Source organism: Mycobacterium angelicum (assembly GCF_002086155.1).
In the GTDB taxonomy this organism is placed as follows: domain Bacteria; phylum Actinomycetota; class Actinomycetes; order Mycobacteriales; family Mycobacteriaceae; genus Mycobacterium; species Mycobacterium angelicum.
Genome location: NZ_MVHE01000005.1, coordinates 1 through 13,991, shown reverse-complemented (window position 1 = coordinate 13,991; position 13,991 = coordinate 1). Strand labels below are relative to the sequence as shown.

14 protein-coding genes are annotated in these 13,991 nt (G+C 66.6%); 8 read left to right on the top strand and 6 right to left on the bottom strand.

Annotated elements, in window-relative coordinates:
• Positions 1-4: 4 nt before the first annotated feature.
• The 5 genes from BST12_RS05185 to BST12_RS05170 all read left to right on the top strand — a co-directional run bounded on the left by BST12_RS05185 (position 5) and on the right by BST12_RS05170 (position 4,723).
• On the top strand, positions 5-1,714 hold the full coding sequence (locus tag BST12_RS05185) for a patatin-like phospholipase family protein (protein ID WP_083112108.1): 1,710 nt from the start codon (positions 5-7) through the stop codon (positions 1,712-1,714).
• A 37-nt stretch (positions 1,715-1,751) separates the two neighbouring features.
• The gene (locus BST12_RS05180) at positions 1,752-2,384 is read left to right on the top strand and encodes a DUF732 domain-containing protein (protein WP_245850078.1); all 633 of its coding nucleotides are present in this window, start codon (positions 1,752-1,754) and stop codon (positions 2,382-2,384) included.
• Positions 2,385-2,526: 142 nt separating this feature from the next.
• The gene (locus tag BST12_RS05175) at positions 2,527-3,093 is read left to right on the top strand and encodes a hemerythrin domain-containing protein (RefSeq protein ID WP_083111951.1); all 567 of its coding nucleotides are present in this window, start codon (positions 2,527-2,529) and stop codon (positions 3,091-3,093) included.
• 8 nt (positions 3,094-3,101) lie between these two features.
• Positions 3,102-3,251, top strand: a complete 150-nt coding sequence (locus BST12_RS31880; protein WP_170062053.1) for a hypothetical protein — start codon at positions 3,102-3,104, stop codon at positions 3,249-3,251.
• Between the two features lie 26 nt (positions 3,252-3,277).
• Positions 3,278-4,723, top strand: coding sequence for a protein adenylyltransferase SelO (locus BST12_RS05170; protein ID WP_083111950.1), 1,446 nt, complete (start codon positions 3,278-3,280; stop codon positions 4,721-4,723).
• Between the two features lie 165 nt (positions 4,724-4,888).
• Here BST12_RS05170 and BST12_RS05165 read toward each other — a convergent pair whose 3' ends face one another.
• Complete coding sequence (locus BST12_RS05165) at positions 4,889-5,800, bottom strand: DUF808 domain-containing protein (protein WP_083111949.1); 912 nt, start codon at positions 5,798-5,800, stop codon at positions 4,889-4,891.
• A gap of 185 nt (positions 5,801-5,985) precedes the next feature.
• Here BST12_RS05165 and BST12_RS05160 point away from each other — a divergent pair, with 185 nt between their 5' ends.
• The gene (locus BST12_RS05160; protein ID WP_083111948.1) at positions 5,986-7,782 is read left to right on the top strand and encodes a serine/threonine protein kinase PknE; all 1,797 of its coding nucleotides are present in this window, start codon (positions 5,986-5,988) and stop codon (positions 7,780-7,782) included.
• A gap of 110 nt (positions 7,783-7,892) precedes the next feature.
• Here the strand turns inward: BST12_RS05160 and BST12_RS05155 are convergent, their stop codons facing one another.
• From BST12_RS05155 to BST12_RS05145, 3 genes are read right to left on the bottom strand one after another with little or no spacing between them, the layout of a single operon-like run.
• Complete coding sequence (locus BST12_RS05155) at positions 7,893-8,906, bottom strand: NADP-dependent oxidoreductase (protein ID WP_083111947.1); 1,014 nt, start codon at positions 8,904-8,906, stop codon at positions 7,893-7,895.
• On the bottom strand, positions 8,903-9,874 hold the full coding sequence (locus BST12_RS05150) for an LLM class F420-dependent oxidoreductase (RefSeq protein ID WP_083111946.1): 972 nt from the start codon (positions 9,872-9,874) through the stop codon (positions 8,903-8,905). Before BST12_RS05150 ends, BST12_RS05155 begins: the two co-directional genes overlap by 4 nt.
• Positions 9,871-11,001 (bottom strand): acyl-CoA dehydrogenase family protein, encoded by a 1,131-nt coding sequence (locus tag BST12_RS05145; RefSeq protein WP_083111945.1) that lies wholly within the window; start codon positions 10,999-11,001, stop codon positions 9,871-9,873. The genes BST12_RS05150 and BST12_RS05145 overlap by 4 nt, the downstream gene beginning before the upstream one ends.
• A gap of 58 nt (positions 11,002-11,059) precedes the next feature.
• On the opposite strand from BST12_RS05145, the gene BST12_RS05140 reads away from it, so the two are divergent.
• Positions 11,060-11,530, top strand: coding sequence for a winged helix-turn-helix transcriptional regulator (locus tag BST12_RS05140; protein WP_083111944.1), 471 nt, complete (start codon positions 11,060-11,062; stop codon positions 11,528-11,530).
• Positions 11,531-11,668: 138 nt separating this feature from the next.
• On the top strand, positions 11,669-12,805 hold the full coding sequence (locus BST12_RS05135; RefSeq protein WP_083111943.1) for a glycoside hydrolase 5 family protein: 1,137 nt from the start codon (positions 11,669-11,671) through the stop codon (positions 12,803-12,805).
• A gap of 4 nt (positions 12,806-12,809) precedes the next feature.
• Here BST12_RS05135 and BST12_RS05130 read toward each other — a convergent pair whose 3' ends face one another.
• A complete protein-coding gene (locus BST12_RS05130; RefSeq protein WP_083111942.1) occupies positions 12,810-13,301 on the bottom strand; it encodes an LppP/LprE family lipoprotein in 492 nt (163 codons plus the stop codon).
• Between the two features lie 93 nt (positions 13,302-13,394).
• On the bottom strand, positions 13,395-13,991 hold a 597-nt coding region (locus BST12_RS05125), incomplete at its 5' end, for a spirocyclase AveC family protein (protein ID WP_139801496.1).

Below are 13,991 nucleotides of genomic sequence, written 5' to 3'. Positions count from 1 at the left end.
GCTCGTGCAGATCCCATTCGCGGACGCGATGCTGGCCCGGTTGGGCCAGCGCGGCGGCGGACCCGACGTGGACCCTGACATCGACCAGATCGACCGGATCGACGCCGAGACCCGGGACACCGATGCCGCGCTCGACACGGTTGAGTTGCCGTCGACCGAGCCCAATCTGTTGCTGCAGAAAATGGAGAACCGGCTGGTCCGGCAACACCTGGCCAACCCCGGCGTGCTCAGCGACGACGAGCTGCGCCAACTGCGCTACATCCTCAACTTCGCCCGGCTCGCCGACTTCGAACCGGGTGCCGCCGGGCCGGGCGGAACCCGGGGACGCGGGGACATCGCGGTGGGCGCCGAAGTGGCGCCGTGGCGTTCGCGGGTCACCGACACCCTGTTCGGGCCGCTGCGCGAGGAGCCGGACCCGGTCACGGCGTTGAAGGCGGCACGCGACGCGCTGGCGGGTCTGGCGGCCGACCAGGACGACCAGCGGCGCGTGCTCATCGAACGCCACGGCAACGACTTCTCCGCCGCGGAGCTGGACTCCGAGGTCGGATACAAGAAGCTGGTCACCGTCCTCGGCGGCGGCGGTGGCGCGGGCTACGTGTACATCGGCGGCATGCAGCGCCTGCTGGAAGCCGGCCAGGTGCCCGACTACATGATCGGCTCGTCGTTCGGGTCCATCATCGGCAGCCTGGTCTCGCGGGCCCTGCCGGTGCCGATCGAGGACTACGTCGCCTGGGCCAAGTCGGTGTCCTACCGCGCCATCCTCGGGCCCGAACGGCTGCGCCGCCGGCACGGCATGGCCGGCCTGTTCGCACTGCGCTTCGACCAGTTCGCCCTGGCGTTGCTCAGCCGCGAAGACGGCCAGCGGATGCGCCTGTCGGACTTGGCGATCCCGTTCGACGTCGTGGTCGCCGGTGTGCGCCGGCAGCCGTATGCGGCGTTGCCGTCGCGGTTTCGCCGGCCTGAACTCGCCGCCCTGCAGCTGCGGTCGGTCCCGTTCCGCCCGATCGGCATCGGTCCCCAGGTGGCCGCACGCATGTGGCAGGTGGCCGCCTTCATCGACTTGCGGGTGGTCAAGCCGGTCGTGCTCAGCGGTGACGACCCGGCGCTGGACTTCGACGTCGTCGACGCGGCCTCGTTCTCCTCGGCCATTCCCGGTGTGCTGCACCACGAGACGCGCGACCCGCGCATGGTCCCGATCCTCGACGACCTGTGCGCCGAACGGGACATCGCCGCGATCGTCGACGGCGGCGCAGCCAGCAACGTCCCCGTCGAACTGGCCTGGAAGCGGGTCCGGGACGGCAAACTGGGCACCCGCAACGCGTGCTATTTGGCCTTCGACTGCTTCCATCCGCAATGGGACTCCCGGCACATGTGGCTGGCCCCGATCACCCAGGCGATTCAGGTGCAGATGGTGCGCAACCTGCCCTACGCCGATCACCTCATCCGGTTCGAGCCGACGTTGTCGGCGATCAACCTGGCGCCGTCGGTCGCCGCGATCGACCGCGCCTGCGAGTGGGGCCACAACAGTGTTGACCCGGCCATTCCGCTGACCACCGCGCTGTTGGCGCCGACGTGGTGGGAAGGCGAGGCGCCGCCGGCCGCCGAACCGTCGGCTCACGCCAAGTCGGTGGCCTCGTCGATGAGTTCGGTGATGGCCGCAATTCAGATGCCGACGGGCCGAATCAGACAGTGGCGCAACCGCCACCTGACATAAAACGGGACGGCCAGGGCTGCTGGCTAGGATGGCCCTCATGGTCGAGTCGCACCCGGCTGCCGACAACACCGGTGCGGTCAACCGTGACGAGACCGTTGCCGTACCCAACGCGGCGCCCACCGACGCCGTTGAAGTCGCATGGTCGCGGGGCGAAGAGGTGGTCCCCGATTTGGGCGCAGACGTACCGGACGACGGCGAGTACGACGACGCCAGCGAACCGGTGGCCGCCGCGGAGACCTGGCGCTCAACGTGGGGCAGAGCCGCCGCCCTGCTGCTGGTCGGTTTGGGGTTGGCTGGCGCAATTGTGTTGGGGCACTGGGCTTTAACCAGGTCGCCGTCTTCGGGTAAGGCCGCACCGACGGCGTCTGCCACCAGCTCGGCGGCAACGACTACCGCGCCGAATCCTGCCTCCATCAACTCGACCCCCGACCAGGACAACAAGTACATCCAAGATCTCAGCGACCGGGGCATCTCGTTCGCCAACCCCGAGGCGGCCGTCTACAACGGCAAGATGGTGTGCCTGAACATCGGCCAGGGCATGACCGTGCAACAGATCGTCGCGGAATTCCGTAACAACAGCCCCGCGTTCAGCAACGTCGCCAATGACTACGTGGCGATCTCGGTGCGCACGTACTGCCCGCAGCACAACAATCTGGTTGCCGCGTTCTGAACAGCCGCGACACATAACCGCGGCGCGCCACACGCCGCTGCGCATGACCGTGGCTGCTGTCTGGGCGTCCGGCGCCGCGGGCGTTTAGTACAGCTGCGCCGGGGTATGCGGCGGCTATTGATTCCACAGGAGGTATATCCGCGTGGCCGATATGATTGTTCAAACACCTGACGAAGTTGTCACGTTTCTCAAAGCCCAGCATGCCCTCATCGAGGACATGTTCGAAGAAGTCCTGCACGCGTCGGAGCCGCAGGCACGCGAAAAGCCGTTCATAGAGTTGCGCCAGTTGCTTGCCGTGCACGAGACGGCCGAGGAGATGGTGGTGCACCCGCGGCTGCGCCGCGAGGCCGACGACGGCGACGCGATCGTTGACCTGCTCTTGAAGCAAGAGCACGAAGCCAAAGAGCAGCTGTCGAAGATCGAAGCCCTCGATATCACCTCGCAGGAGTTCATCGACGAGCTGACCAAGCTGCGTGATGCGGTGCTGGCGCACGCCGAGCACGAGGAGATCGAGGAATTTCCCAAGTTGCAGCAGGAAGTCGACGCCGACGACCTCAAGCGAATGGGGACCGCGGTGAAGATGGCCGAAGCGATCGCCCCGACCCGTCCGCATGCCGGGGTGGAGTCGGCGAAGCTGAATTTCGCGGTCGGACCGTTCGCGTCGATGCTCGACCGGGCTCGCGACCTGATCCACCAAGCGATCGGCTAGGGATACCGATGAACACCGTCGAACCGCCTGACGACAAAGAACAGGCCGCCCAGCCCGCCCATGAAGAATCCGAAGACGACAGCGTGGTGTCGCCGCCGGCTTATCCGGCGTACTCCACGCCTCCCCCGGAAGGGCTGGCCACGCCCGAGGACGGGTGACGGCAGCTCTCCGTACTGTGGACTAAGTGAGCGTTACACCGGACACCGTCGTTCTGCAGGACCGCTTCGCCCGCGAGCTGCCGGAGCTGGCCGTGCACTGGCAGGCCGAGGCCACGCCGGACCCAGAGTTGCTGGTGCTCAACGAGCCGCTTGCCGCCGAACTCGGTCTGGACGCCGACTGGTTGCGCAGCCGCGACGGGGTGGGATTCTTGGTCGGCAACCGAGTTCCCACCGGGGCCGTACCGGTGGCTCAGGCGTATGCCGGGCACCAATTCGGCGGCTACGTCCCGCGGTTGGGCGATGGGCGCGCGCTGCTGCTCGGTGAACTCGCCGAAGGCGACGGGCGACTTCGCGACATCCACCTCAAGGGTTCGGGACGCACGCCGTTTGCCCGTGGCGGTGACGGCCTGGCCGTCGTCGGGCCGATGTTGCGCGAATACGTCATCAGCGAGGCGATGCACGCCATGGGCGTCCCGACCACGCGATCGCTGGCCGTCGTCAAGACCGGCCGGCCGGTAGAGCGGGACGGCCAACAGCTGCCCGGCGCTCTGCTGGTTCGGGTCGCCAGCAGTCACTTGCGGGTAGGCAGCTTCCAATATGCTTCTGCCACAGGCGATGTCAAGCTACTGCGGCGCCTTGCCGACCATGCCATAGCCCGCCACCATCCCAGCGCAGCCACGGCCGAGCGGCCCTACCTCGCGCTGTTCGAGGCGGTGGTAGGCGTCCAGGGATCCCTGATCGCCCAATGGATGCAGATCGGCTTCATCCACGGGGTGATGAACACCGACAACATGACGATCTCCGGGGAAACCATCGACTACGGACCGTGCGCCTTCATGGAGGCCTACCACCCCGAAACCGTCTTCAGCTCGATCGATTACTGGGGCCGCTACGCCTACGCCAACCAGCCGGTCATCGCCGGATGGAACCTGGCCCGGTTTGCCGAGACGCTGCTGCCCTTGATCTCGCCGGACGTCGAGGAAGCAATCGCATTGGTGCAGAACGCTTTTGGCGAATTCCATCAGTACCACGACGCCTGGACGTCGGGCATGTCGGCCAAACTCGGCCTGAAGTCGGGTGACACATCGCTGATCGACGAGCTGCTTGCGCAGCTGCAGGAAAGTCACGTCGACTTCACTTCGTTTTTCCGACACCTCGGCGAAGCTGCCCGAGGCGACAACGAGCCCGCACGCGGACTGTTCGTCGACCTCGCCCGGTTCGACGAATGGTTGTCGCGCTGGCAGGCTCTGGGCCCCGACGCGGAATTGATGGACCGGGTCAACCCGATCTACATTCCGCGCAACCACCTTGTCGAGGAGGCGCTGACGGCGGCCACCGGCGACGATCTCGAACCGCTGAGTCAGCTTCTCGAAGCCGTCACCAACCCGTATACGCAACGGGCCGGGCTGGACCGCTACGCCAGCCCCGCCCCCGACGATTTCGGTACCTACCGCACTTTTTGCGGCACCTGAGTCACATGAGGGCCGTCTACCGCGCGCCGATGCGCTCCCGCAGTGACGGCGTCGACCTGCGAGCCGGCGGTCGTAATTTTCAGCAGAGCCACCACCGGTCGATCAGCCTTGATACGCAACAGATCTGGGACGCGCGGACGGAACGCTAGCTAAGCTTGCCGCGGATCAGCCGCGTCTGCGCAACAGCTTTCCGGCGGTGACGACGGTGACCGCCAGCGCTCCGACGACCAGGCCCACCACCGCCGAAATACCGGTGCTGACCAACCAGCCGAAAACCCCGTGGTGCACGTAAGCCTCGGCGTGGTGAACCAAGCCGTACGGCGTGTGCCAGCCCAGCTTGTCGCTGCCCATCAGCAAAATGTGGCCGCCCACCCAAAGCATCGCCACGGTACCGACGACCGACAACGCCGACAGCAGCCTGGGCATACCGGCCACCAGCGCACGGCCGAGGGGCCGCCCGATTCGGGATGCGGTGTTGGCCAGGTGCAGGCCGACGTCGTCCATTTTGACGATGACGCCCACGACGCCGTACACCGCGGCGGTGATGACCAGCGCCACGATGATGAGAATGATCAGCCGCGGCACGAACGCCTGATGGGCGACCTCGTTCAGTGCGATCACCATGATCTCGGCGGACAGGATGAAATCGGTCCGGATCGCCGCGCTCACCATGTGACTCTCGGTCTGCGGCGACTCCGAGCGGGCGTCATGACCGCGCAGGGCGCTCCACACTTTCTCGGCGCCTTCGTAGCACAGGTAGGTGGCGCCCAGCATCAGGATCGGGAACAGCAGCCACGGCACGAACTGGCTGAGCAGCAATGCGCCGGGCAGGATGAACAGCAGCTTGTTGCGCAGCGATCCGATCGCGATGCGCTTGATGATGGGCAATTCGCGCTCGGCGCTGATCCCGTCGATGAATTGGGGTGTCACCGCGGTGTCATCGATGACCACTCCGGCGGCCTTAGCGGTGGCGCGGCCGGTGGCAGGCGCGATGCCCCCGATGTCCTTGACGGAGGCCGCGGTTAGCCGTGCCAGCGCGGCCACGTCGTCCAGGAGCCCGAAGAGGCCCGCACTCATCGCGGCTTCCCCATGGCGTTGCAGGGTACTCGGGTCGTCAGGCCGTCCACATAACACTTGTTACCCATTTAGCTGCGCTGCCCATCCACCGAATCGGCGCATTCTGCGGCTGTCACCGTGCCCAGCAGCTATCCAAACCATTAGCCTTATGCTGGCCCGCCACCGCGGGGTGAGGAGAGTCGGGGATGGGTGACACCGCGGACACGCGGGAAGGTACGCAGTTCGGGCCGTACCGGTTGCGACGGCTGGTAGGCCGCGGCGCCATGGGCGACGTCTACGAAGCCGAAGACACCGTCCGGGAACGAGTTGTCGCGCTCAAGCTGATGTCCCAGACGCTGTCCACCGATCCGGTCTTCCGCACCCGCATGCAGCGCGAAGCCCGCACCGCAGGGCGGCTGCAGGAACCCCACGTCGTTCCGATTCACGATTACGGCGAGATCGACGGCCAGCTTTACGTCGATATGCGCCTGATCGACGGCAAGGACCTGGCCGGCATCTTGAAGCGCTACGGCCCATTGACGCCGCCGCGTGCGGTGGCGGTGATCCGGCAGATCGGATCGGCGCTGGACGCCGCGCACGCCGCCGGTGTGTCACACCGCGACGTCAAGCCGGAGAACATTCTGGTCACCTCCGATGACTTCGCCTACCTCGTCGACTTCGGCATCGCCAGCGCCACCTCCGACGAGAAGCTGACGCAGCTGGGCAGCACCGTGGGCACCCTCTACTACATGGCCCCGGAGCGGTTCCGCGAGGGCGAAGTGACGTATCGGGCCGACATCTACGCCCTGGCCTGTGTGCTTTTCGAGTGTCTGACCGGATCTCCGCCGTACCGGGGTGACCAGCTCGCCGTGATGGGTGGACACCTGAACCAGGCAGTTCCGCAGCCAAGCGTCGTGCGCCCGGGCGTTCCGGTCGCGTTCGATGCCGTGATCGCGCGCGGCATGGCCAAGGAACCCGCCGATCGCTATGCCACCTGCGGTGACCTGTCCGCAGCGGCCTATGCGGCGCTGGCCACACCAGATCAGGATCGAGCCACCGACATCTTGGAACGCAGCCAGGTGGCACAGCTGCCGCCACCCGGGTACGTCACCGCCCAGCCAAGCGGCTTTGCGTCCACACCGCCGCCCAGTTCGGCGTGGGGCACGCCGTCGGCCCCGCAGCCGTATCCCTCGGGACCGATTCCGCAGGCTCCGTGGGCCGGCGCTCCGGGCTGGGGCGTCGGACAAACCGCAACCACCGGGGCGCCGCCGTGGGCTCAACCGCCGGCACCCGTCAGCCGCAAACCGTGGATCTGGGTTGGTGCCGCCGTCGCCCTGGTCATGATCGTCACCGGCGGCCTGCTCGTCGCGCTCGCCCAGCCGTGGCGCTCCTCCCCACCGCACCCGACGAAGTCCTCGTCGCCGGCACCGGCGGCCGACGCGGTCGAACTGCGCGTCCTCGACGACGGCGTATTCGTCGGCAGCTCGGCGGCAACGGCGACCATCGACATCTTCAACGAGCCGATCTGCCCGCCGTGCGGCGCCTTCATCAGGTCGTATGCCACCGATATCGACACCGCGATAAACAGCAAGAAACTGGCCGTGCGTTATCACTTGTTGAATTTCCTGGACGGCCAGTCGCATACGAAGAACTACTCGACCCGGGCGGTAGCGGCCACCTACTGCGTCGCCGGCCAGAACGACCCGAAGGTCTACACCGGCTTCTACTCGCGCCTGTTCGCCAGCGACTTTCAGCCTCAGGAGGGCGCCGCGTCGGACCGCACCGACATCGAGCTGGCCCATCTGGCGCAAACCGTTGGCGCCGATACCAACGCGATCAACTGCATCAAGTCCGGCGATGATCTCGGCGTTGCCCAAACCAAGACCGCCAATGCCGACAGCACGCTGGCCGGTCTCAATGCCCAGGGCACGCCGTTCGTGTGGGACGGGAAGAAGGGTGTGAACCTGCAGGATTCGAGCTGGCTCACGCAACTGATCGGCTGAGCTCGGGGCCTCGATTTCTACTGTGCACCCGTGGCTTTGAGTGTGAACCTGCGCAGGCCTCAGCGGCGAATCGCCGCCAAGGACGCCCACTCAAAGCCGTAGGTGCGCACTCAATGCTGTTCGAGCGCGAGCACGAGCTTGCCGGTATTCCCGCCTCGAAACAGCGACAACAGCACCTCGGGAAAGTCGCCGACATCGCCGTGGACCACCTGCTCGCGCGAGCGCAACTCCCCGCTGCGCAGCCAATCGGCAAGCTGCGCAACGCCTTGCGCGTACCGGTCGGCATAGTCGAAGATCACGAAACCGGTCATCGAGGCCCGCGCGACCAGCAGCTGCATGTAGTTGGCCGGCCCGCGGAGTTCGCCGTCGGCATTGTATTGCGAGATGGCTCCGCAGATCACGACGCGCGCGGCCCGGGCCAGCCGCGCCAGCGCCGCCTCCAATACCGCTCCCCCGACGTTGTCGAAGAAGACGTCAATACCGTTGGGGGCGTGCGTCTTCAGCTGCTGGCGCAGGTCGCCGGCCTGATAGTCGATGGCCGCATCGAAGCCGAGTTCGTCGACCAGCCAGCGGCATTTGTCCGCGCCGCCGGCGATACCGATCGCCCGGCAGCCGTTGATCCGGGCGATCTGCCCGACGATGCTGCCCACCGAGCCGGCGGCTCCGGAGACGACGACCGTCTGGCCCGGCTGCGGGCGACCGACATCGAGCAGGCCGAAGTAAGCGGTCAGGCCGCTGATCCCCAGTGCGCCGAGGTGCACCGGAGCCGGCGCGAGCGTGGTGTCCACCGCGGTCACGTCCCGGCCGTCGGAAAGTGCGTAGCGCTGCACTCCGAAGGTGCCGAACACCTCGTCGCCGACCGCGAAATCCGCATGGCGGGAATCGATTACGCGTCCGATGCCGCCGGCGCGCATCACCTCGCCGATCTCGACCGGCGGCACGTAGGACCGGCCGGCGTTCATCCAGGTCCGCATCGCCGGATCGACGGAGAGGTATTCGACCTGGACCAGGAATTCGCCGTCGCGCGGGGTGCGGGCGGGCTCGTCGCTGATCTGCCAGTCCTCGGCCTTGGGCAGGCCGACCGGGCGAGCGGCCAGCCGGCACACGGTGTTGACGAGCGTCACTGGTGTCTCCCTGCTATTGCGTGGAGGGTCGCCCGCCCTCCCGGATCTTCGGCGGTAGACGGCACGATTGCGACACAGTCGGCGCCGGCGTCCCGGTAGGCGCGCAAGCCCGCCGCGACTTGGCCGGCATCACCCAAGGCGCACACCGCCCGCAGCAACTCGACGGGGATGGCGGCGGCCAGTTCGCGGCGTGTCGTCCCGGCCCGCGCCTTGCCGACGAGATCGCCAAAACCCAAGGCGCTGAACATTTCCCCGTAACCCGGCGGGGCAAGATACACCGCGAGCTGAGCAGCCAGCTGGGCGTGGGCGGCGTCACCGGGGTCGACGGCGGCCGGCACCCACACCGTCAGGCGCGGCGCGGACCGGCCGGCCTGCGTGGCCGCGGCGTCGACCATCGCACGTACCTGCGCGACGCGCTCCGGCGAAGAAAGGTTGAGCGCGATCTCGTCGGCTTGCCGCGCGCCCAACCGAATCATGCCAGGCCCGAACGCCCCCAACGCAATTCGCGTCTCGGGTGCCGGGCTGCGCAGCCGAAAGCCGTGGCTGCTGACGTAGCGGCCGGTGTAGTCGACGCGAGCGCCGTCCAGCATCGAGCGCAGGCAGTCGATCGTTTCGCGCATGACCGCCACATGGTGATCCCAGCGGCGCTGGTGCCAGCCGGCCACGATCATCGGGCTGGAGGCGCCCAGTGCGATGTCGACCCGGTTGCCGGTGAGGGAGGCGACCGAACTTGCCCCCAGCGCCAATGTCACCGGACCGCGAACGCCCACCGCGAGCGGCCCGATCTTCAAAGGCATTCCGGGCGCGCGCAGCCCGATCGCGGTGGCGAGTGCGAACGCATCGTAGGTGGCCATCTCGCCGATCCACACCGCAGCGAAGCCCGCATCCGATGCCGCCAGCGCGACGTCCATTGCCTCGATGTCGGGCCGGTCCAGCCAAAACGGCAGGACCACTTCGTAATCGGTCACAGCATCGATACGTCGGCCGGCTGGTCGAGCAGTACGCGGCCGGGCAGCTCGCGCGACGCCTCGTTGACCTGGAAGTGTGCGGTGGCCGTGAACGCGTCACGGAATCGGCGCTGCAGGGGCGCGCCGTCGTAGATGGCGCTGCCTCCCGCGAGGTCGTACATGTTGCGCACCACATCGGCCGACGTGCGCGCCGCATGGGTGGCCGCCAACCGCAGCCGATTGCGCAATGCCACTGGTACCGCGGCAGATTCGTGACTGGCCTGCCAGGCGGCGTCGATTGCCTCGTAGTAGAGCGCGCGGGCGGCCCCCAATGCCGCTTCGGCCGTTGCGACGCCGGCTTGGGTCGCCGGGCGCTCGGCCAGGGTGCGGGTGGCGCCCAGCCCCTTCTTGCCGCCGGCCAGTTCGACGAGGTCGTCGATCGCGGCACGCGCATTGCCCAGCGCGGCCGCACCGATCGACAACGCGAAGAATCCGAACACGGGGAAGCGGTACAGCGGCCGGTCGATGGCCGGCCCGTCGAATACCGAGAACACGCGATTGGCGGGCACGAAGACCTCGTCGGCGACGCTGTCATGGCTGCCGGTGCCGCGCAGGCCCAGCGTGTGCCAGGTGTCGAGCACCCGCAGGTCGTCCTTGGGCAGCGCGACCACCGAGGGCACCCGCCGCTCGTCGATGAAGCAGCCGGCGAACATCATGTCGGCGTGGTTGATCCCGCTGCAGAACGGCCAGCGCCCCGACACCACGACTCCGCCGTCGACCGATTTCGCCTTGCCGCGCGGCGCCCAAACCCCCGCCGCGACTCCCGTTCCGCCACCGAACATTTCGTCACGGGCCGACGATGGCAGGTAGGCGACCAGCAGGGCGCTGGTGATCGCGATCGAGACGCACCATCCGGCCGAGGCGTCGCCGCGCGCGATCGCTTCGGCGCACCTCAGGGCCGGGCCGGGGGCCAACTCCAGCGCGTCGACCTCGCGGGGCATGGTGGCTCGCAATAGTCCGGCCTCGTTAAGCCGGGTCACCAGCGCGTCGGGAAGCCGCCGGTCGCGATCGATGTCCGCCGACAACTCGCGGGCGCAGAGTGCGATCTTCTCGGCGAGGGTCTCGATATCGGTGTCGCTGTGGCTCATGGTTCAGTCAAGTTACCACCTATGGTTCAGTAATTGAACCGGGTACAGTGATTGAACTATGTCTGCTGCCGATCTGTCGCACCGCTTCGAAGGCGAGTCGGTTGGCCGCGCACTCGAGCTGGTCGGCGAGCGATGGACGCTGCTCATCCTGCGCGAGGCGTTCTTCGGCGTGCAGCGGTTCGGTCAGCTCGCACGCAACCTCAGCATTCCGCGTCCCACGTTGTCCTCGCGGCTGCGGATGCTCGTCGAGATGGGCTTGCTCGACCGGGTGCCCTACTCGCGAGACCCCGAGCGCCACGAGTACCGGCTCACCGAGGCGGGCCACGAACTCTTCGGCGCGATCGTCGTCCTGATGCGCTGGGGTGACGAGCACCTGCCCCACCCCGGCGGACCGCCGATTCTGCTGCGCCACAACACTTGCGGTGAGTTTCTCGATGCGCGCTTGATCTGCGCCCACTGCGGCGACGAGATCACCGCGCGAAACGTGACGCCGGAGGCGGGACCGGGTTTTCGGACCGAGAACAGTTAACCGGGCACGCATTCGCGATCCCTTGCGGTCGCCCACAAATAACGATTCCCAACCTCAACAATTGCGAATCGATAAGCAAGGCTAAACACGTCGCCGGATAAGCCGGGGCAAGGCGTCGGCAAAAATTATCGTCAGTTCGTGCACCGTCGAACGGCCCTCAAGCTACCGCTGGCTCTGGCGGTTGGTGCTGCGTTGGTCCAAACACCGCGCGCTGCAGCCGAACCCGGCCGGTGGAGCGCTGACCGGGCGAACAGCTGGTATCAAGCGCACGGCTGGCTCGTCGGCACCAACTACATCACCTCGACGGCCATCAACCAGCTCGAGATGTTTCAACCGGGGACCTACGACCCCCGTCGCATCGACGCCGAACTCGCCGTGGCCCGCTCGCACGGGTTCAACACCGTGCGGGTGTTTCTGCACGATCAGCTGTGGGCCCAGGATCGCCAGGGCTTTTCCAGCCGCCTGGGCCAGTTCGTCACGATCGCGGCAAGCCACGGCATCAAGCCGCTGTTCGTCTTGTTCGACTCCTGCTGGGACCCGTTCCCCAGGGCCGGCCGTCAGCGTGCGCCGAGACCGGGGGTGCACAATTCCGGCTGGGTGCAGAGCCCGGGTGCTGAACACATCGACGACCGCCGCTACGCCAGCGTCCTGTACGACTACGTCACCGGCGTACTGACCCAATTCCGTTCTGACGAAAGGATTTTGGGTTGGGACCTGTGGAACGAACCCGACAATCCCGCGCGCGTCTATCGCAAGGTGGAACGCAAGGACAAGGTGGAGCGGGTTGCCGAGCTGCTCCCCCAGGTGTTTCGGTGGGCCCGCGCGGTCGATCCGGTTCAACCACTGACCAGCGGCGTCTGGCAAGGCAACTGGGGAGATCCGGGGAGCCGCAGCGCGATCAGCGGCATTCAACTCGACAACGCCGATGTGATCACGTTTCACTCCTACGCCAAACCGGCCGAATTCGAGGGGCGCATCGCCGAACTCGCCCCGCTGGGCAGGCCGATCATCTGCACCGAGTACCTGGCCCGTTCCATGGGCAGCACCGTCGAAGGCATTCTGCCGATTGCCAAGCGACACAACGTCGGTGCGTTCAACTGGGGTTTGGTCGCCGGGAAGACCCAGACGTACCAGCCGTGGAGTTCCTGGGAGCACCCATCCCCCACGCCGCCGAAGGTGTGGTTCAGCGACCTCTTACTCCCCGACGGACGCCCCTTTCAGGGCAGTGAAATTCAGACGATCCGCACACTGGGCGGCGTGCAGACCCGAGACTGACACCTCACCACGTCGGCGCCGGATCCAACATCGCGACATGGTCGTTTTGCCACTGGTACCGCACGGTGGTGGTCGGTCCGGTGCACGCGGTGCAGACGTTGCGGCCATCCTTGTAATTGAGCGCCACGATGTCATCCGTTGTCTGCGCACCGTTGAGCGACGTGAACGGATAGGCCTTCGACGTACCCACCCCGACGAAACTGCCCTTGTGGAACAGCAGCGCCAGATCGGGTGAGCCGCCGGTCGCTCCGTCCACGGTGATGATGACCGCCGACAGGGTCAGACACGGGTTGTAGTTGCTGCTCGGGTCGAAGCTCTTCGGGTTGGTGCTCCACGGATAGTTTTGCGGCAGAGCCGGTAACGAGGTGATCGCTGCCTGCACCTCGGGGGCACTCAGGTTGACCCCGCACGTCGGTGGTGCGGCGTGGGCAGGTGTTGCCAGTGGATTCAATACGCAGAGAACGGCGACGAGCGCGACCCAAGCAGCGATTCGCATCGTCGCAGTCTGTCATTGCGGGAGCCAATAGTGGTGCGGTGCTTCGAATAATTGAGGAAATCGATAGCTCGGCTTTATCGAGTCTTGACCGACCTACCGAGGCTGGTTGGGTACGCCGGGGAAGAGCTGCTCCGTCGACCCCGAGGTCACCCAGCCGCCGAGTTTGGTGACCAGGTGCGGCGCGAAAACCGCACCATATAACAGGTTTCCGATAATGATGACGGCCACGACTGACAGCGCCGAAGCTTGCAGACGGGTCTTCGATGCCCGGTCGGCCCACATCTCGATGACATTTCGCCCCTGGGCGTCCGTACGGCCGAGCAGATAGGTGAACACCATCATCTGCACACCCAGCGCGATCGAGTCATAGATCGGGTACTGGTGCTTGGTGCCCTCGAAGACGCCGAGCCCGGGGATCACGTAGCCGTAGTAGAAGACGCCGAGCCGGGCGCCGACGAACGCGTTGAAGAAGAAGGCCCAGCAGAAGCCCACGACGAGACCGACGCTCAGCAGCGTGAGCGGTCTGTTTTTCGCGCCGAGAAAACCGAACCGCGCGCTCAGCTTTTGTCCGAGCGCCGCGCCGATCACCGCCGGTAGCACGAAATACCCGATGTAGCCGACGGGCACCGACGACGGCAGCCCACCCCAGGTCATGTTCAACGGCCACCACGACGGCATGCGCGGGAGGGC